The sequence below is a fragment of the Streptomyces sp. enrichment culture genome, assembly GCF_964272855.1.
In the GTDB taxonomy this organism is placed as follows: Bacteria; Actinomycetota; Actinomycetes; order Streptomycetales; family Streptomycetaceae; genus Streptomyces.
In genome coordinates, this window is record NZ_OZ186847.1 from 4,477,586 (window position 1) to 4,496,887 (window position 19,302).

The 19,302-nt window shown below is 71.0% G+C and carries 13 protein-coding genes and 5 tRNA genes; 10 read left to right on the top strand and 8 right to left on the bottom strand.

Going from position 1 to position 19,302, the window contains the following annotated elements; all coding sequences use genetic code 11:
* Positions 1-470 precede the first annotated feature (470 nt).
* On the top strand, positions 471-677 hold the full coding sequence (gene bldC, locus ACSU6L_RS19540; RefSeq protein WP_003949541.1) for a developmental transcriptional regulator BldC: 207 nt from the start codon (positions 471-473) through the stop codon (positions 675-677).
* Between the two features lie 449 nt (positions 678-1,126).
* On the opposite strand, the gene ACSU6L_RS19545 is transcribed toward bldC, so the two are convergent.
* The 7 genes from ACSU6L_RS19545 to ACSU6L_RS19575 form a co-directional block, all read right to left on the bottom strand.
* Positions 1,127-1,348 carry a DUF6274 family protein gene (locus tag ACSU6L_RS19545; RefSeq protein WP_437058497.1) on the bottom strand — a complete coding sequence of 74 codons (222 nt, stop codon included), beginning with the start codon at positions 1,346-1,348 and terminating at the stop codon, positions 1,127-1,129.
* Between the two features lie 422 nt (positions 1,349-1,770).
* A tRNA-Asp gene (locus ACSU6L_RS19550) sits at positions 1,771-1,845 on the bottom strand.
* Between the two features lie 93 nt (positions 1,846-1,938).
* Positions 1,939-5,883 (bottom strand): ATP-dependent RNA helicase HrpA, encoded by a 3,945-nt coding sequence (gene hrpA / locus ACSU6L_RS19555; RefSeq protein WP_437058499.1) that lies wholly within the window; start codon positions 5,881-5,883, stop codon positions 1,939-1,941.
* A 111-nt stretch (positions 5,884-5,994) separates the two neighbouring features.
* A tRNA-Phe gene (locus ACSU6L_RS19560) sits at positions 5,995-6,068 on the bottom strand.
* Positions 6,069-6,092: 24 nt separating this feature from the next.
* Positions 6,093-6,167 (bottom strand) — tRNA-Asp (locus ACSU6L_RS19565).
* A 51-nt stretch (positions 6,168-6,218) separates the two neighbouring features.
* Positions 6,219-6,291: transfer RNA gene (locus tag ACSU6L_RS19570), tRNA-Glu, on the bottom strand.
* Positions 6,292-6,371: 80 nt separating this feature from the next.
* Positions 6,372-7,910, bottom strand: a complete 1,539-nt coding sequence (locus ACSU6L_RS19575; RefSeq protein WP_437058501.1) for a metallophosphoesterase family protein — start codon at positions 7,908-7,910, stop codon at positions 6,372-6,374.
* Between the two features lie 109 nt (positions 7,911-8,019).
* Between ACSU6L_RS19575 and ACSU6L_RS19580 the strand changes: the two genes are divergently transcribed.
* The 8 genes from ACSU6L_RS19580 to ACSU6L_RS19615 all read left to right on the top strand — a co-directional run bounded on the left by ACSU6L_RS19580 (position 8,020) and on the right by ACSU6L_RS19615 (position 15,489).
* Positions 8,020-8,370 (top strand): metallopeptidase family protein, encoded by a 351-nt coding sequence (locus ACSU6L_RS19580; RefSeq protein ID WP_198948660.1) that lies wholly within the window; start codon positions 8,020-8,022, stop codon positions 8,368-8,370.
* Positions 8,371-8,446: 76 nt separating this feature from the next.
* Positions 8,447-8,989 (top strand): hypothetical protein, encoded by a 543-nt coding sequence (locus tag ACSU6L_RS19585; RefSeq protein ID WP_437058503.1) that lies wholly within the window; start codon positions 8,447-8,449, stop codon positions 8,987-8,989.
* 221 nt (positions 8,990-9,210) lie between these two features.
* The gene (locus ACSU6L_RS19590) at positions 9,211-11,328 is read left to right on the top strand and encodes a DEAD/DEAH box helicase (protein WP_437058505.1); all 2,118 of its coding nucleotides are present in this window, start codon (positions 9,211-9,213) and stop codon (positions 11,326-11,328) included.
* A 98-nt stretch (positions 11,329-11,426) separates the two neighbouring features.
* A complete protein-coding gene (locus ACSU6L_RS19595; RefSeq protein ID WP_437058507.1) occupies positions 11,427-12,938 on the top strand; it encodes an amino acid permease in 1,512 nt (503 codons plus the stop codon).
* 111 nt (positions 12,939-13,049) lie between these two features.
* Positions 13,050-13,122: transfer RNA gene (locus ACSU6L_RS19600), tRNA-Lys, on the top strand.
* Positions 13,123-13,325: 203 nt separating this feature from the next.
* Positions 13,326-13,826: a DUF5994 family protein gene (locus ACSU6L_RS19605; RefSeq protein ID WP_437058509.1), complete on the top strand. Its 501-nt coding sequence runs from the start codon at positions 13,326-13,328 to the stop codon at positions 13,824-13,826.
* A 39-nt stretch (positions 13,827-13,865) separates the two neighbouring features.
* Positions 13,866-15,059, top strand: a complete 1,194-nt coding sequence (locus tag ACSU6L_RS19610; RefSeq protein ID WP_437058511.1) for a PP2C family protein-serine/threonine phosphatase — start codon at positions 13,866-13,868, stop codon at positions 15,057-15,059.
* A 145-nt stretch (positions 15,060-15,204) separates the two neighbouring features.
* Complete coding sequence (locus tag ACSU6L_RS19615) at positions 15,205-15,489, top strand: hypothetical protein (RefSeq protein WP_437058513.1); 285 nt, start codon at positions 15,205-15,207, stop codon at positions 15,487-15,489.
* An 8-nt stretch (positions 15,490-15,497) separates the two neighbouring features.
* Here ACSU6L_RS19615 and ACSU6L_RS19620 read toward each other — a convergent pair whose 3' ends face one another.
* Positions 15,498-16,112, bottom strand: a complete 615-nt coding sequence (locus ACSU6L_RS19620; protein ID WP_437058515.1) for a TetR/AcrR family transcriptional regulator C-terminal domain-containing protein — start codon at positions 16,110-16,112, stop codon at positions 15,498-15,500.
* Here ACSU6L_RS19620 and ACSU6L_RS19625 point away from each other — a divergent pair.
* Positions 16,096-19,284: an RNA 2'-phosphotransferase gene (locus tag ACSU6L_RS19625; protein WP_437058517.1), complete on the top strand. Its 3,189-nt coding sequence runs from the start codon at positions 16,096-16,098 to the stop codon at positions 19,282-19,284. The genes ACSU6L_RS19620 and ACSU6L_RS19625 overlap by 17 nt on opposite strands.
* Positions 19,285-19,302: the final 18 nt, after the last annotated feature.

Here is a 19,302-nt window from a genome sequence, read left to right on the forward strand (position 1 = left end):
TCAAGAAGGGACGTAGGTCCTGATCCGGGCGTATGTGGCGACGGGTGTCAAGGGTGACGGACCGCACGTACACCACCCTTGCGCCGCTTGCCCCTCCTCGTGCCAAAATAGGACAAGGAGTCCGGGGAGGACTCTGTCCGCCCCGCTGTGCTCCACTGTGGGTGGAATCTCAGCATTGCACGCTTTGGGGGGTCTGGTGCCTCCTGATCGCCCTGTGACTGATCGTCACAGTGGCGTGACTGTCCGCTATGGCATGGTCCATCGGCTTCCGTCGCTGATGAACACCTGGGAGGGCAATTCCATCGGTTTGGCCGACGCGGCTGGACAGATGGTGTAGTTGTAGTGCCGAGGACAAGCCGTTCGTCCTATAACCGACTCGACTCGCGTCCGCCATTTCGGGCAACGCGGGTCAAGGTGCAGAATTTAGAGGAAAGAACCGAGAAGGTTCGGTTCTCCCGAGGAGGCCGCTCATGACCGCTCGCACCCCTGATGCCGAGCCGCTGCTGACCCCGGCTGAGGTCGCCACCATGTTCCGTGTCGACCCCAAGACGGTCACGCGGTGGGCGAAGGCCGGCAAGCTCACTTCCATCCGCACGCTCGGCGGGCACCGCCGCTACCGCGAGGCCGAGGTCCGCGCCCTGCTCGCGGGCATCCCGCAGCAGCGCAGCGAGGCCTGAACAACTGCATAGCCGGGCAAAACGGCAGGTCCCCCAACCTGCCGGGCGGCCCGAAACCCTAGCTCCAAGCGACGCGGATCCTGCCCCAACAGGCTCCTCGCCCAAGCTCTTCAGATGTCACAGGGTGCGTCGTCGATCGCGCTGGACTCCGCCGGGTCCAGCGCGATCTTTTTTGTGCGCGCGCCCCGGCGTGCCGGGCCGGCCTGTGAGCGGGCTTGTCGGAGTCTGGGGAGGGGTGTCGGAACGGCTGTGAGACACCCTTCGGAGACAGTGCAATTGCACATATTAAATTGATCGGTTGTAGGGGCGGGGTAAGTTCCGCAGTTTCAAAAACTCATGCGGTGACTCCCGTCACATGCCAGGCTACTTGTTGCCCTTGGCGTATGTGCGCTAGTGGAGCCACGCGTTCCAGCGCCCCACGTTCGTACGGGTGTTGGGGCCGCCGAGGGTCACGCGGGCGAGGGGCTCTCGTCCTCGATCCGCTCGCCGCGCTCTCCCCGCTCGGTCCGCTCGGTCCGCTCGCCCCGGTCCTCCTGGCCGGCTCCCTGCATCGCCAGCCGCAGGAGCTGGTGGCAGATCGGACAGTGCCGGGTCAGGTGGCGGTACGACGACGCGGCCGACAGGTGCGCGCGGAGCAGTGCCCGCGTCTCGTGCCTCGCCGATGCCGTCATACGCCACCTCCGGGGGCCGTGCCGGAAACAGTGCCCTGACTCCTGGGGTACCGACCGAATGTGACGCCGTCAAGGGCGCCAGCGGCGCCAGGAGGGCCGTATACGAGCCGGAGGCGGATTTGGGATGCCGGACGCCCTTGAAGCGCCGTGAGGGGCCGTCAGGGCCCGCGCCAGTGTGGAGTGCACGCCGGAGGCCTGCCAGAGGGCTGCCAAAGGGAACGCGGAAGGCCCGCTCCCTCGCGGGGGCGGGCCTCTTTCGTTTCGATGCGGTCCTGACGGGATTTGCGGTACCCGATTGCGGCTGCGCCGCGGGCGCGGCCTCCACCTTGACAGGGCGGCGAGGTGTGTCGGTCGTGGTGCATGAAGAAGTGGTGCATGAAGAAGGCCCGCTCCCTCGCGGGGGCGGGCCTTCTTCGTTGATGCGGTCCTGACGGGATTTGAACCCGCGGCCTCCACCTTGACAGGGTGGCGAGCACTCCAAACTGCTCCACAGGACCAGGTTTCGCTGCGCTATTCCTGCGTTGCGCTGCGAGAAGAGACTGTACAGGAGCCGGGCCGCCTGGTCGAACTCACCCTGTGTGTCGGCTCGGTCACGGTGCCACCGCGTCGATCGCCTTCACGATCCGCTTGTCGGAGACGGGGTACGCCGTGCCCAGCGCGTGGGCGAAGTAGCTGACCCGCAGCTCCTCGATCATCCAGCGGATGTCGAGGGCCGCGGACGGCACCGGGCGGCCCTGCGGCATCTGCTCCAGCAGCCAGGCGTACTCGTCCTGCATCTCGTGGACCTTCTCCATGCGGGTGGTGTCCCGCTGGACGTTCGTCGGCATCTGCTGCAGGCGGCGGTCCGCCGCCACCAGATAGCGCATCAGGTCCGGCAGCCGCCGCAGCCCCGTCTCCGTCACGAAGCCCGGCTTCACCAGCGCGTCCAGCTGCTTGCGCACGTCCTGGAGGTTCGGCAGCAGCGCCGGGCTGCGTACGCCCTTCAGGCGACGCTCACAGGCCTGCCAGGCGGCCAGCACCTGCTGCACCTGGGCGACCGTGCGCACCGTCGTGTCGACGATCTCCGCGCGGACCTTGTCGTACAGCTTCCGGTACGACTCCTCGTCCCACGCGGGACCCCCGAAGTCCGCGATCAGCTTGTCCGCCGCCGCCATCGCGCAGTCGTCGAACAGTGCCTGGATGGAGCCGTGCGGGTTCGCCGACAGGGCGAGCTTCTGGGCGTTCGTCAGCTTTTCGGACGCGAACTTCGCCGGGTTGACCGGGATGTTCCGCAGGATCAGCCGGCGCGTGCCCTTCCACATCGCCTCCGCCTGTTCGGCCTCGGTGTCGAAGAGGCGCACGGAGACCGTGTCGCCGTCGTCGACGAGCGCCGGGTACGCCTTGACGGGCTGCCCGGCCCGGCGGGTCTCGAACACGCGGGTGAGCGCGCCGATCGTCCAGTCGTTGAGGCCCTTGCGTTCCAGGGACTCCCCGCCCTGGCGCACGGCGGTCGCCGCGGCGGCCTGGGACAGGGCCTGGCGCGCCTTCGGCTTCAGCTTGAGCTTCAGCGCTTCGAGGTCCTTGTCCTCGGCCAGCTTGCGGCGCCGCTCGTCGACGATGCGGAAGGTGATCCGCAGATGGTCCGGCACCTTCGCCCAGTCGAAGTCGTCCGCCTCGAACGGAACGCCGACCATCCGCTTCAGCTCGCGGGCCATGGTGACGGTCAGCGGCTCCTGGAGGGGTACCGCCTTCTCCAGGAACGCCTTCGCGTAGTTCGGCGCGGGCACGTAGTTGCGGCGGATCGGTTTCGGGAGCGAACGGATCAGCTCCGTCACCAACTCCTCCCGCAGGCCCGGGATCTGCCAGTCGAAGCCCTCGCCGGTGACCTGGTTGAGCACCTGGAGCGGGATGTGGACGGTGACACCGTCGGCGTCCGCGCCCGGCTCGAACTGGTACGTCACGCGGAACTTCAGCGGGCCCTGCCGCCAGGTGTCGGGGTAGTCGGCCTTGGTGACCGCCTCCGCCGACTCCCGGATCAGCATCTCGCGCTCGAAGTCCAGGAAGTCCGGCTGCTCGTGCCGCTTGCGCTTCCACCAGGAGTCGAAGTGGGCACCGGAGACGACGTGGTCGGGGACCCGCTGTTCGTAGAAGTCGAACAGCGTCTCGTCGTCGACGACGATGTCCCGGCGCCGGGCGCGGTGCTCGAGCTCCTCGACCTCGCTGAGGAGTCTGCGGTTGTCGGCGAAGAACTTGTGGTGGGTGCGCCAGTCGCCCTCGACCAGCGCGTTCCGGATGAACAGCTCGCGGCTGACCTCCGGGTCGATCCGGCCGTAGTTCACCTTGCGCTGGGCGACGATCGGGACGCCGTACAGCGTGACCTTCTCGTACGCCATCACGGCCGCCTGGTCCTTCTCCCAGTGCGGTTCGCTGTACGTCCGCTTGATCAGGTGCTCGGCGAGGGGTTCGACCCACTCCGGCTCGATCTTCGCGTTGACGCGGGCCCACAGGCGGCTGGTCTCCACCAGCTCGGCGGACATCACGAAGCGCGGCTGCTTCTTGAACAGCGCGGAGCCCGGGAAGATGGCGAACTTGGCGTTCCGGGCGCCCAGGTACTCGTTCTTGTTGCCGTCCTTCACGTCCTTCATGCCGATGTGCGACAGGAGGCCGGCGAGGAGGGAGACGTGGACGCGGTCGCCGGGGGCGTCGTCCTCGTTGAGGTGGATGCCCATCTGCTTGGCGACCGTGCGCAGCTGGGTGTAGATGTCCTGCCATTCGCGGATGCGCAGGAAGTTCAGGTACTCCTGCTTGCACATCCGGCGGAAGGACGACGAGCCGCGCTCCTTCTGCTGCTCGCGGACGTACCGCCACAGGTTGAGGTAGGCGAGGAAGTCGCTGGTCTCGTCCTTGAAGCGGGCGTGCTGCTGGTCGGCCTGGGTCTGCTTGTCGGCCGGGCGCTCGCGCGGGTCCTGGATGGAGAGCGCGGCGGCTATGACCATGACCTCGCGGCCACAGCCGTTGCGGTCGGCTTCCAGGACCATGCGGGCCAGCCGGGGGTCGACCGGCAGCTGGGCCAGCTTGCGGCCGGTGTCGGTGAGCCGCTTGCGGGGGTCCTTCTGCTGCGGGTCGAGCGCGCCCAGTTCCTGGAGCAGCTGCACGCCGTCGCGGATGTTGCGGTGGTCCGGCGGGTCGATGAAGGGGAACTTCTCGATGTCGCCGAGGCCGGCCGCGGTCATCTGGAGGATGACGGAGGCGAGGTTGGTCCGCAGGATCTCCGCGTCCGTGAACTCGGGCCGGGCGAGGAAGTCGTCCTCGCTGTACAGCCGGATGCAGATGCCGTCGGACGTACGGCCGCAGCGGCCCTTGCGCTGGTTGGCGCTGGCCTGCGAGATCGCCTCGATGGGCAGCCGCTGGACCTTGGTGCGGTGGCTGTAGCGGGAGATCCGGGCGAAGCCGGGGTCGATGACGTACTTGATGCCCGGGACGGTCAGGGAGGTCTCGGCCACGTTCGTGGCGAGCACGATCCGGCGCCCGGTGTGCGGCTGGAACACCCGGTGCTGCTCGGCGTGGGTCAGCCGGGCGTAGAGGGGCAGCACCTCGGTGAACCTGTACTGCTTCTTGTTGAGCGCGTCCGCGGTGTCCCGGATCTCGCGCTCGCCGGAGAGGAAGACGAGGATGTCGCCCTTCCCCTCGGCCATCAGTTCCTCCACCGCGTCCGTGATCGCGGTGATCTGGTCCCGGTCGGTGTCCTCGGAGTCCTCTTCGAGGAGCGGGCGGTACCGCACCTCCACCGGGTACGTCCGGCCGCTGACCTCGATGATCGGCGCGTCGCCGAAGTGCCGGGAGAAGCGCTCGGGGTCGATGGTCGCCGAGGTGATGACGACCTTGAGGTCGGGCCGCTTCGGCAGCAGCTGGGCCAGATACCCGAGCAGGAAGTCGATGTTGAGGGACCGCTCGTGCGCCTCGTCGATGATGATCGTGTCGTAGGCGCGCAGCTCGCGGTCGGTCTGGATCTCGGCGAGCAGGATGCCGTCCGTCATCAGCTTGATGAACGTGGCGTCCGGGTTCACCTGGTCCGTGAACCGCACCTTCCAGCCGACGGCCTCGCCGAGCGGCGTGTCCAGCTCGTCGGCGACCCGCTCGGCGACCGTGCGGGCGGCGATCCGTCGGGGCTGGGTGTGCCCGATCATGCCGCGTACGCCCCGGCCCAGCTCGAGGCAGATCTTCGGGATCTGGGTGGTCTTGCCGGAGCCGGTCTCACCCGCGACGATCACCACCTGGTGATCACGGATGGCGGCCGCGATCTCGTCCTTCTTCTGGCTGACGGGCAGCTGCTCGGGATAGCTGATCCCGGGCACACGGGTGCGCCGCTCGGCCATCCGCCCCTCGGCCTTGGCGACCTCCGCCTCGATCTCGGCGAGAACGGCGGCCCGGGCCTCCGGCTTGCGGATCTTGCGCGCGCCTTCGAGCCTGCGCCCGAGCCGGTGCGCGTCGCGCAGCGAGAGCTCGGTCAGACGGGGGGCGAGAGCGCCGAGGGCGGGGGCGGGATGCGTAGACATACGCAGTCCAGGATCGCATCCCCCTGAAATTCCTGGCTAACGCTTTTGCTCCGCCGACACGGGACGGCAACGGAAGAAGGGCCCGATCAGACGATCGGGCCCTTCTCTTTGTGGCTGGGGCCGGGGTCGAACCGGCGACCTTCCGCTTTTCAGGCGGACGCTCGTACCAACTGAGCTACCCAGCCACGAGGTTTCACGTGAAACCTCAGCGGTCCTGACGGGATTTGAACCCGCGGCCTCCACCTTGACAGGGTGGCGAGCACTCCAAACTGCTCCACAGGACCAAGCGTGGTGTGTGCGAACCAGCGTAGCTAAGTGTCGCACACGGTACTGCGTGCCCCCAACGGGATTCGAACCCGTGCTACCGCCTTGAAAGGGCGGCGTCCTAGGCCGCTAGACGATGAGGGCTATCGGCCCGCCTGGGCGCTTCTCAGCGCGTCGGGGACGTGAGAAGCATATGGGATGGCGGGAGGGATCGCCAAAACGGTTTACGGAGAGGGGCTGCCGGAGCCGGCCGGCGACGGGGACGCGCCCGGTTGGTTCTCCTCCACCAGATGGCGGCTGACCTCCGCCGTCGTCAGGCCGAGGCCGCCCAGCCTGATCGCGTCCCAGGCCTGGAGACGGCGGGAGTCACGGTCGAAGTAGAGGATCGACGCCTCGATCGGGTCGGGGTCCTGGTCCTCCACCGCGCGCAGTCCGCTGCCGCCCGTGGAGCCCTCGATACGCAGCCGGGTGCCGTACTTCATGACCTCCGTCTCCTGGTGGTGGACATGCCCCGCCAGGACCAGCGGCACCTCGCCGTCGGTCCTCCGGGCGGCCGCCGGTTCATGGGCGACGGCGACGTCCACCGGCGTACCGGCGGCCCGTTCGTCGCGCAGGGCGGAGGCCAGCCGGGCGCCCGCCAGCTCCTGGGACCGCTCGGCGCCGGTCCGGGCGGCCGTGCGGTCGGGGGTGAACTGGGGATCGCCGATGCCCGCGAAGCGCAGCCCCGCGACGGTCTCCGCCCGGCCGTCGTCCAGGACGTGCACGTTCTCCAGGCGTTCCAGATAGCGCTGGGTGACCCGGGAGTCGTGGTTGCCCCGGACCCAGACGTACGGGGCGCCGAGGTCCTCGACCGGGTCCAGGAAACCGTTCTCCGCCGCCGTGCCGTGGTCCATGGTGTCGCCGGAGTCGACGATCACGTTCACCTCGTACTGCTTCACCAGCGAGGCGATGATCGTCCAGCTCGCCGGGTTGAGGTGGATGTCGGAGACGTGCAGGACGCGGATGGTGGTCGGGTCGGGGGCGTACGCGGGGAGCGTGGACGTGGCGTCGTAGAGCTTCGTCACGTTCGTCACCAGGCGCGCCAACTCCTTCTGGTAGACGTCGAATTCGGTGACGATGCTGCGCGCGTCGCCGACCAGGCTGGGCGCGGAGGAGAGCAGGCCGGAGAAGCGCGGCTCCAGGACCGACTTCGGGTTCCAGGTCGCGTACGCCGTCGCGCCGGAGGCGGCGAGCAGGGCGAGGGCGAGGCCGCCGGCGGCCAGCGCGCGGCGCGGGCGGCGGTAGACGGCGAGGCCGAGGGCGGTGGCGCCGGCGACCACGGCGACGCCGGAGCGGACGGCCAGGTCGAGGGTGCCGTGGCCGACGTCGCGGGTGACCTCGTCCTGGAGTCCGGAGAGGCGTTCGGGGTGGTCGACCAGGGCCTGGGAGCGGACCGGGTCGAGCTGGTCGACGTTGACGTCCAGGCGGACCGGGGCGATGTGGCTGTCCAGGTGCAGCGCGCCCAGCGGGGAGACGTTGATCTTCGTGCCGCCGGTGAAGGACGGGCGCAGGGTCATCGTCGTGTCCATCGGCCCGACCGGGACCCTCACCTGGCCGACGACCAGCAGGCCCAGCCACCCGCCGAGCAGCACGACCGCGACCAGGCCGAGGGCGCGGGCCCACGGGCTGGGCCCGGCGGCCAGTTCGAGCGCGGGCGGGCGGGGACGGGACGGCTTGCGGTTGCGGGTCAGGACGTTCAGGACTGCGGCGGGGACGCGGGCCATTGGGGCCGTATGCCCGGGCGCGGGGGTGGCTATGCGGGGACGTCCGGGTCGTCGTACGGGCGGGTCGCGCGGGCTCTCGTACGGCCGTGTCGTACCCGACAATGGGCCTGTGCTGGAGATGACGCGCGAGGAGTTCGAGGAACTGGTCGCCGAGGCGCTGGACCGGATCCCGCCGGAGCTGACGCGGCTGATGGACAACGTCGCGGTGTTCGTCGAGGACGAACCGCCGACCGACGACCCGGAGCTGCTCGGGCTCTACGAGGGGACCCCGCTGACCGAGCGAGGCGAGTGGTACGCGGGAGTGCTGCCGGACCGGATCACCATCTACCGGGGGCCGACGCTGCGCATCTGCGAGAACCGGGAGGACGTCGTCGCGGAGACCGAGATCACCGTGGTCCACGAGATCGCCCACCACTTCGGGATCGACGACGCCCGGCTGCACGCGCTCGGTTACGGATGAGCCTGGCGCGTGTCCTCTTGCGGGCGGCGGGAGTTGGGCACGTTGACTCTTCACCGGCCCACGGAGGTGGCTGCTCGTGCGCCCCTTGTACGTACCCGTCCGCCTGGCCGCCGCCGTCGTGGCCGTCGCCGCAGCCGCCGGCTGTGTGAGCGTGGGCGACGACGACGCCGGCCGGGCCAAGCCGTCCCACTCGGCGGGACGCGAGGGCGGCGCGGCGCCCGACGGGGGTCCGGCGGTGTCCGGCGGCGGCGCCGGGTACCAGGGCGTGGCGGCCGGGGAGGCCGGGCGCGCGGACGGCAAGGGCAAGGGGAAGAAGGGCGACGGCGGCAAGCCGGGGAAGTCGGCGGCGCCGTCCGGCTCCGCCGTGCCGGGCGGCGGCGCGTCCGCCCCGGAACCGGCCGGGCCGGGCCGCACCGAGGGGCCCGGCGGCCCCGGCCACCCGCCCGCGCAGCCGACGCCAGCGCCCACCACGCCCGCGCCGGAGCCCGAGCCGCCGTCGCCGGAGCCGACGGCCTCGCCGGAGCCGACGGCCGCCGAGCCGTCGTCGTCCGCGCATCCGGAGCCGGGACCGCAGCTGGTGGAGCGGGAACCCGCGCCGGAGGCGGGATCGCCGGCGTAACGAGGGTCACGTGGTGGCGCTGGGCTGGCGGTTTGCCTTCAGGGGTGGTGGGTGCGTATGGTGGTAGATCGTTTGATCCCATTTGCCCGGCGCCAATCAGAAGCGCGCCGTGTGGCGCGTACTCTCCTTTGCCGTGGCTGACCGCATCGAGGCGGTCGTATTGCGAATCACGGAGTTGACGGGCGCGTGCCGACTGAGACTCCGGAAGGTTTCGCAGACGTATGTCCATCGCCAGTACTGATCATTCCGTCATGCCCGAGAACGAGGCAGACATCGAGGTCGTGACCGAGGCCGCGGCGGAAGCCGCCCCCGAGATCACCTTCGCGGACCTCGGCCTCCCCGAGGGCGTCGTGCGCAAGCTCGCGCAGAACGGCGTGACCACCCCCTTCCCGATCCAGGCCGCGACCATCCCGGACGCCCTGGCCGGCAAGGACATCCTCGGCCGGGGCCGCACCGGCTCCGGCAAGACCCTCTCCTTCGGTCTGCCGACGCTGGCCCAGCTGGCCGGCGGCCGCACCGAGAAGAAGCGGCCGCGGGCCGTCATCCTCACCCCGACGCGTGAGCTGGCCATGCAGGTCGCCGACGCGCTCCAGCCCTACGGCGACGTCGTCGGCCTGAAGATGAAGGTCGTCTGCGGTGGTACGTCGATGGGCAACCAGATCTATGCCCTGGAGAAGGGCGTCGACATCCTGGTCGCCACCCCGGGCCGGCTCCGCGACATCATCAACCGCGGCGCCTGCTCGCTCGAGGACGTTCAGATCGCCGTCCTCGACGAGGCCGACCAGATGTCCGACCTGGGCTTCCTGCCCGAGGTCACCGAGCTGCTCGACCAGGTCCCGGCGGGCGGCCAGCGGATGCTGTTCTCCGCGACGATGGAGAACGAGATCCAGACCCTCGTCGACCGGTACCTGAACGACCCGGTCTCGCACGAGGTCGACGCGGCGCAGGGCGCGGTGACGACCATGTCGCACCACATCCTGATCGTGAAGCCCAAGGACAAGGCGCCGGTCACCGCCGCGATCGCCTCCCGCAAGGGCCGCACCATCATCTTCGTCCGCACCCAGCTGGGCGCCGACCGCGTCGCCGAGCAGCTGCGTGACGCCGGGGCCAAGGCCGAGGCACTGCACGGCGGCATGACCCAGGGCGCGCGCACCCGGACGCTGGCGGACTTCAAGGACGGCTACGTCAACGTGCTGGTCGCGACGGACGTCGCCGCGCGCGGCATCCACGTGGACGGCATCGACCTGGTGCTGAACGTCGACCCCGCCGGCGACCACAAGGACTACCTGCACCGGGCCGGCCGCACCGCCCGCGCCGGCCGCACCGGCACCGTCGTCTCCCTGGCCCTGCCGCACCAGCGGCGCCAGATCTTCCGCCTGATGGAGGACGCGGGCGTCGACGCCTCGCGCCACATCATCCAGGGCGGCGGCGCCTTCGACCCCGAGGTCGCCGAGATCACCGGCGCCCGGTCCATGACCGAGGTGCAGGCCGAGTCCGCGGGCCACGCCGCGCAGCAGGCCGAGCGCGAGGTCGCCCAGCTCACCAAGCAGCTGGAGCGCGCCCAGCGCCGGGCCGCCGAGCTGCGTGACGAGGCCGACCGCCTGGTCGCCCGGCTCGCCCGGGAGCGGGGCGAGGACCCGGAGACGGCCGTGGCCGTGGCCGAGGCCGCCGTCGTCGCCGAGACCCCGGCCGCCGAGACCCAGGCCGACGCCGTCGCGGTGCCGGAGCAGCCGGCCGCGCAGGACGTGGACCGCGCCGAGCGCCGTGAGGACCGTGGCGGTTTCCGCCGGGACGACCGTCGGGACGAGCGTCGCCCGTTCGACCGCGACCGTGACCGTGGCGGCCGTTCCTTCGAGCGCCGTGACGACCGTGGTGGCCGTTCGTTCGAGCGCCGTGACGACCGTGGTGGCTTCCGCCGGGACGACCGTCGTGACGAGCGTCGCCCGTTCGACCGGGACCGTGGTGGCCGTTCGTTCGAGCGCCGTGACGACCGTGGTGGCTTCCGCCGGGACGACCGTCGTGACGAGCGCCGTGACGAGCGTCGCCCGTTCGACCGGGACCGTGACCGGGACCGCGGCGGCCGTTCGTTCGACCGCCGTGACGGTGACCGCGGTGGGTTCCGCCGCGACGACCGCCGTGAGGACCGTGGCGGCTTCCGCCGCGACGACCGCACCGGCCACCGCGGCAGCGACCGCCCGTTCAACCGCGACCGCCAGGGCGACCGTCCGGGCTTCCGCACCGGCGGCCACGAGCGTCCCTACGGCCGCCGTGACGACCACCGCGGTGGCGGTTCCTTCGGCCGCCGCGAGGACAAGCCGCGCTGGAAGCGCAACGGCTGACAACTGAAGCACGAGGGCCCGTACGACTCCGGTCGTGCGGGCCCTCCGCTTTTCCCTGTGACGCATGTCACGCCACAGCTCTGGGCATTGCTGGGTGCATGACAGATGACGCCAAGGTGAGTGGGCTGTCGGACGAAGAGCGGCTGGCCCAGCTCGGCTACACGCAGGTTCTCGCCCGCCGCATGTCGGCGTTCTCCAACTACGCGGTCTCCTTCACGATCATCTCGGTGCTGTCGGGCTGCCTGACGCTGTACCTGTTCGGCATGAACACCGGCGGGCCCGCGGTGATGACCTGGGGCTGGGTGGCCGTGGGGCTGATGACGATGTTCGTCGGGCTGGCCATGGCGGAGATCTGCTCCGCCTATCCGACCTCGGCGGGCCTGTACTTCTGGGCTCACCGGCTGGCACCGCGGCGGAGCGCGGCGGCCTGGGCCTGGTTCACGGGCTGGTTCAACGTGCTGGGGCAGGTCGCGGTGACCGCCGGTATCGACTTCGGGGCGGCGTCGTTCCTCGGCGCGTATCTGAACCTGGAGTTCGGCTGGGAGGTCACCCCGGGCCGCACGATCCTGCTGTTCGCGGCGATCCTGCTGCTGCACGGTCTGCTGAACACCTTCGGCGTGCGGATCGTCGCCGTGCTGAACAGCGTCAGCGTGTGGTGGCACGTGCTGGGCGTGGCGGTGATCGTCGGCGCGCTGGCCCTCGTACCGGACCGTCATCAGTCCGCGTCGTTCGTGTTCGGGGAGTTCGTCAACAACACCGGGTGGGGGAGCGGGCCGTACGTGGTGCTGCTGGGGCTGCTGATGGCCCAGTACACCTTCACCGGCTACGACGCCTCCGCCCATATGACCGAGGAGACCCACGACGCGTCGACCGCCGGGCCGAAGGGCATCGTGCGGTCCATCTGGACGTCGTGGATCGCCGGATTCGTACTGCTGCTCGGCTTCACCTTCGCCATCCAGTCGTACGAGGGGGCACTCGGCTCCCCGACCGGCGTACCGCCCGCGCAGATCCTGCTCGACGCGCTGGGCGTCACGGCCGGGAAGCTGCTGCTCCTCGTCGTGATCGGGGCGCAGCTGTTCTGCGGGATGGCCTCCGTGACCGCCAACAGCCGCATGATCTACGCCTTCTCCCGCGACGGCGCGCTGCCGTTCTCCCGCGTGTGGCACACGGTGAGCCCGCGCACCCGGACGCCGGTGGCGGCGGTGTGGCTGGCGGCGGGCGGGGCACTGGCGCTCGGGCTGCCGTACCTGATCAATGTGACCGCGTACGCGGCGGTCACCTCGATCGCCGTGATCGGGCTCTACATCGCCTACGTCATCCCGACCCTGCTGCGGCTGCGCAAGGGCGACGCGTTCGAGCGCGGGCCCTGGCACCTGGGGCGCTGGTCGCGGGCCGTCGGCGTGGTGGCGGTCGGCTGGGTCGGTGTGATCACCGTCCTGTTCATGCTGCCGCAGGTGTACCCGGTCACCGGCGAGACGTTCAACTACGCGCCGGTGGCCGTCCTGGTGGTGCTCGGGTTCGCCGCGGCCTGGTGGCTGGCGTCGGCGCGTCACTGGTTCCTGAAGCCCGCGGGGGAGCGGGCGGCCGTACCGGAAACCGCCGATTCGTAGCCTGCGAGGCGATTCGTTCACGGCCCCCGGCGGTCTGTCCACGCCGTGTCCCCGATACCCGATCGGAGACACGGCCCGATCCGGCTATGCTCGGGGTGGCGAACATCGCCTGGGCCCTTAGCTCAATTGGCAGAGCAGTGGACTTTTAATCCATTGGTTGTGGGTTCGAGTCCCACAGGGCCTACCGAAACGCCCCCGGCTCCCGAGCAGTTCGAGCCGGGGGCGTTCCCGTCTGCGGACGTTCGCCGGCTGTGCCCCGGGCCGACGGGGCAGGCCGGGCGTAGCCTGGGAGACACCGAGAGCATGTCGGGCGCACGATCATGAATGCGTCGTTCCCGGAGAGTGACGAACGAGGGCGGCCCGAGGCCGCCCGGGACGGAACGCACGATGGACTCTCCCAGGCCGCCCGCCGGAGGCACCTCCGCGGATGACGCGCACACGTACACGATGCCGCTGTCGCGACTGAGCGTCACCCCGGAGTGCAGCCACGGTCCGCTGGACGGGGCGTGGTGGCCGCGCTGCGACGCCCTGGAGCTGGAACTGCCCGCGCTCGTGGGCTCGTTGGACCCCGGCCACGGCACGGTCACCCGGGTCACGGTGGGTGCCGCGACGTGGGCCGACGCCCCGCGGACGGTGTCGGCGCCGGACCACCTGATCGAGGTCGTGCTGAGCGACGCCGCGGACGAGGAGCACGTCATCACCGTGGACTGCGGCACCGTGGGGCGCTGGGAGCTGATGGTCATCCCGCCCGAAGAGCCGGCCGGAGACGCCGAGCGCCTGCTGACCGCCGCCGCCGACCCGTGGAACCCGCTGTCCGCCCGGCGCATTCTGGCAGGCGCCGAGGCCGACGCCGGCCGGAAGGGCGCGGAGGAGCGGCACCGCCGATGATGGAGTGATGGGACAGGCAGTTCGTTCGTGGGCGAGCGGATGACGGCCCGACCGCGCTCGGACCGTTCCGAGAGCTTCGGTGAAGCGCTTCTGGGGACGGTGCTCGATCGCGCGCACGAACTTTCGCCCCACCTCATCGGCCCGCTGGTCGCCGAGGTGGTGGAGCGACTGGGGGGCCGCCGACCGCAGCTGCTCCTCCAGGACTACGGCCAGGTGCTGCTCGCACCCCTGCCCGGTGAGGGCCTCGCGGGCGGGGACCCGCAGGACATCGACGACACCGCCGCGGGCCGCTGCTTCCTCGACGCGCAGCCCGTCGAGCTGCCCGAGGACGACGGCGTACGGATCCACCTGCCGCTGCTGGACGGCGGGGACCAGGTGGGTGTCATGGCCGTGACGCTGGACCGGATCGACGACGACGACCGACGGCTGCTGGACAGGCTCGCCGCGCTGGTGGCCGACCTGCTGGTGACCAAGCACGGCTACTCCGACCTGTTCTTCTCCACCCGCCGCGGTGAACCGATGAGCGTCGCAGCCGAGATCCAGTGGTCCCTGCTGCCGCCACTGGCCATGATCATGCCGCGGGTAGCCGTGGCAGGGACCCTGGAGCCCGCGTACGACGTGGCGGGTGACAGCTTCGACTACGCGCTCAACGGCGACGTCCTGCACGTGGCCATGATCGACGCGATGGGACACGGCCTCGGTGCGGCCGTCATGGCGACCGTGGCCATCGGCGCCTACCGCCACGCCCGCCGCCTCGGCACCGACCTGCCGGAGATCTACGCCGCCATGGACGAGGCCGTGGCACACCAGTTCGGTCCCGACCATTTCGTCACCGCGCAGATGATGCGGCTGGACACGACCACCGGGGGGATGCGGTGGGTCAACGCGGGACACCCGTCGCCCATGCTCATTCGCGATCACCGTGTCACGCGCCGGCTTGACGCCCCCACGACCCTCCCGGTCGGCCTGGGCGGTGCGGAGCCGGAGGTCGGCGAGCTGGGTCTGGAGCGCGGGGACCGCGTCCTCTGCTTCACGGACGGGCTGGTCGAGGAACACGCGGTGGGCGAGGAGCAGTTCGGGGAGGAGCAGCTGATCGACTGGGTCGACGGGCTGGAGCGCACCTGCCGCGGTGTCCGGGCCGTGGCGCGCTCCTTGTCGCACACCCTCAAGAGGGCACGGGGAGGACACACCACGGACGACGCCACGCTGCTCCTGGTGGAGTGGCGGGGCTGATCGCGCATCCGGTCCGACCGGCGGCGAGGGGATCGCGCTGACACCTGTACACGGCCGTGAAAAACCGCATGGGGGCCGCGCAGCGGGGCACCCGGACCAGATGAGCGAGGCCGCTGGGTCGGCCGCGAGTCCGAGGGCGCCAGCCATGACGACACTCCGCGAACGAAGGATCTACCGCAAGGCCATTCTCCGGTGTCTGTACGGGGCAGTGGAGCGCAACCGTCCCGAGATCAGCGGGGCGGCGCTCCGCGAGCAGCTCGGGATGCCCGACGACGACCTGTCCGCCGCCTGCGTCTATCTGGCCGACGAGGGCCTGATAGCCGTCGACTGGACGTCGCACAACACTCCCGCCACCGCCGCACTGACCCACGAGGGCATCCGGTTCATGGAGGAGGAGGAAGATTCGGGCGAACCCGAGCCGCGCGAGTGACGCGGTCCTCACGTCCCGGTCGTTCCGCTCGGGCGGCCGTGCGGGTGAGCTACGGCCTCTTCCCGGATGCCGGCCATCAACAGCCTCAGCCCGAAACGGAATTGCTCGGCCGACCCGACGGCGAACAGCTCCTCGCCGACGGCGGCGGCCGCGGGCGGCTCGTTCACCATGTCCCGCACCCGCTCCCAGCGCCGGTCCCGCTCTCCCGCCCGGACCGCCATGGCCAGCGACGACGCCAGGCAGGCGACGAGCGTCCGGAAGCACCGCACCGCCGTGGCCGGCGGCAGCCCGCCTTCCTGGAGCGCCGCCAGCACGCTCCCGCCGATCCGCCGGCCGTGCTCTCCCATGGGCGGACGCGCGACCAGGTGCGCCGTGGCCCCCGGATGGCTCAGCGCCGCCTCGCGGAGGGCGTCGGCGGTGGCCGTGACGCGCTCGTCCCATGGCAGGCCGGGGCCCGGGTCCCGCACCTCGGCGATGGCGAGGTCGGCGACGGCGTCGAGCAGGGCGTCCCGATTGGCGAAGTGCCGGTAGCCGCTGTTTCCGGGTCGTACGTGAGGGCTGAACGCTAGACTCGCACGTCCCGGTACTCGGACGACGGGGGCGTTCGTGAGTGACAGAGTCACCCCACTGGATCTGGCCCGGCGGGCGGCGTGGCCGCGGCAGAAGACCGTCGCGAGCGCCGCGCCGGCTCCCGAGCCGGGGCCGTCCGTGCCGGAGCTCACCGCGCTGCTGGAGCAGCGCTACCCGGAAGTCGTCCACTTACTGCGCTGGATCGGCTGCGAGTCCTTCGACGACCTGATGGGGGAGTGGGTCCAGCACCGCGGCGCGGCCTGGGTCGGCGGGGTGCTCGACGCGGGCAGCGACCCTGGGCGGATCGCCACCGCGTGGAAGGACGTCCTCGACGCGCGCTCCAGGTCCATCCTGGTCCTCGAGTCGTTCGTCTTCGAGAGCAACCTGTGCCGGTACGCGGCCCGGGCGGCGACGAGCATGCCGGGCCGGATGCACTACGACAAGACGCTCCACGTGGTCCGGCAGCGCACCGCGCTCTCCCTGTGGGACCACGCGCTGTCCATCAACTGGCGCCGGCCCGTGGTGTTCTGCCGGGCCCTGCGGCTGGCACGGACCTACCTGGTCCACGTGGTGGGGGACAGCGAACTGACCGACGCCGGGAGCAAACTCCAGTTCTCCGGGCGGCTGGGGCAGGCGGCGGTGCTGCTGGCGCGGTTCGAGCAGGTCGGTGTCGCGGACCTGGAGGCGTCGGCGGAGCAGTTCCAGGTCTCGATCGTCGAGGGGAACCCCGCCCAGGACGCGGTGCCCTACCTCCTGGAGTGCTATCTGCGGCTGCACGACCACACGGGCAACCGCGAGTACCTGGGCCGGGCGGTCCGCACGGACCGGGCCCATCCCGACGTGGCCCGCGGCACCACCTGGCACCTGCTCATGGCCGAGATCTGGCTCCGGCTGGCCGACGGGATGCCCAAGGACGACAACTTCGCCGTCTACCTGCGCCGGGCCGAGGAGGCGCTCAGGCTCGCGGGGGAGCCGAGCGGCGGCGAGGCCGTGCAGCAGGTGCTGCTGTCGTGCGTGACCGCCGCCGCCCGCCGGGCCCCGGCGCTGCTCCCGCAGATACGGCTCGGTCTGCGGCGGCTCAACAACCCCTTCGGCCTCGGTGAACACCTGCGCCGGTTCGCGGAGGCCGGCCATCCGGCGGTGGAGCTGCCGGCCGCTCTCGTGCACGCCCTGCAGACCCGCTTCATGAGCTCCACCGAACCGCTGCACCGCCGCCTGCTGTCGGACTGCCTCCGGGCGTACGTCCAGCTGGAGGACGTCGGCGAGATGGACCGCTACCTGCTGCTGCACAACGCGCTCGGGCTGCAGGACGGGTCGCTCGTCAAGACCGGGCCGCTGACCGACGAGCTGAGCCGCATCCGCTACGCCGACGACATGCTGGCCGTGGCCGCGCTGCGCGACAACCGGTCGTTCTGGATCGAGGGCGTCACCCGGCTGATCCGGGAGACGGAGACGAACACCACCTCCTGCGTGCCGCTCGTCCGGCTCGGCCGCGAGCTGGAACGCGGCGGCGTGACCGTCAACCAGGCCGAACGCGGGCTCATGCGGGGCCGGCTGAGCGGCCTCTCGCAGGCCGACCGGTGGATCCAGGCGGTCGCGGACGGCGACCCGGGATTCTTCTACGAGCACGCCGCCGACCGCGCCATCAGCAGCCCCGACCTGGTGCGCCGCAACCTCGGCGGCCGCAGCAACGTGGTGACCGTCGACGACTACCTCGGCTTCACCAACTCCACCCTGGTGTTCAAGCCGACCACGCGGCTCTGCTTCCAGCGCGACACCGAGAAGTCGGCCGCGGTGCAGGCGACGCTGAACCGGATGGGTGCCGAGGGCGAGTTCGGCATCATCGACCTGATCACCACCATCCCGGTCGCCGACCTGCCGCACGGCGACGCGCAGTTCGCGCTCGGCACCGAGATCATCTCGGTGCGCCGCTTCGAGCACGGCACCGTGCTCGCCGAACGGCTGTCGCCCGCCGCGCCGGACTCGTCCTGCGAACTGCTCAAGCGCGCGGCCAGGTTCCTCGCGTACGTGCACGGGTCCGGCGAGCCGCCCCCGGCCCGGGTCCCCGGCGTGCGCAAGGAGGTGCGCAAGGAGGTGAAGATGTGGCTGCGGGCGATCCTGCCCGAGGAGCCGCCCGGCGAGGACAGCGCGCTGTTCGAGGAGTGGTGGGCGCTGCTCGGCGAGAGCGACCTGCCGCCGCAGCCGCGCCGCGACGCCCACGCCTTCAACTGGCTGGTGACGGACACCGACCGGATCATCGCGGTCGACCTGGAGGCGTCGCACTGGCGCCCCATGGGGTACGAGCTCGCCCAGCTCACGGACGACGTGCCGGCGCTCCCGGTGGACCGCTGGGACCTGCGCCGGGAGGTGGTCACGGCCTACGTGGACGCGCTGGCGCGCTGCACGGACGCCCCGGCCGTCGACATGGAGAAGCTGTGGGCCGCCTACCGGGCCTCCCTGCTGGTCCGCTCGGTGCGCAGCCTGACCGACCGCACGGGTGGACCGGGCGTCCGCGAGCACGGCGAGGCGATGCTGGACGAGCTGTGCCTGGACGCCCCGGCCGACGGCGACCCGCACGGCCCCGGCCGGGTTTCCCCGCACGACCTGGCGATCAGGCTGCGGGACGCCTGGGCGGAGCGGCGCGGCACCCCCGGTGACGCCCCGCTGCGCGAACTCAGCGAGGGCCGCAGGCGCCGGATCAGCCGCACCCTCGCCTATCACCTGCGCCATGACCACGGGATCAACCGGGACGGTCAGGGGTGGGTGCCGGTCGACACGCTGGTCGCGGCGCTCGGGCCGAGGCTCAAGGTCTCCGCCGACGAACTGATCAGCGTGGCGCGCGCGGTGACCGAGACGCGCTTCCAGGTGCGCGACGGCCTCATCCGGGCCCGCTATGGGCACTCGCGTCCGGCGGCCGTCGAGTACGAGGTCCGCAAACCGGACGGCCCGCTCTACCACTGCACGCCGACCGCCGCGCTGGGCAGCATCTTCGAGCGGGGTGAGGGGCTGCGGCCCATGACCCGGCAGTGGGTGCACCTGACGACCGACCCGGCGACCGCGCTGAGCGCCGGGCGGCGGCACGGCCCCAGCGTGCTCCTGTGCGTGCCCGAGCCCGACGGGCTGGAGTGCCGGCACGCGGGCGGCAACACCTGGCTCGTCGCGCAGGTGCCGCCGGAGGCGCTGCGGGTGGTGCCGCTGCACCAGATGTTCGCCACGCACGGCTGACCGGCCGCGTCCCGTCGG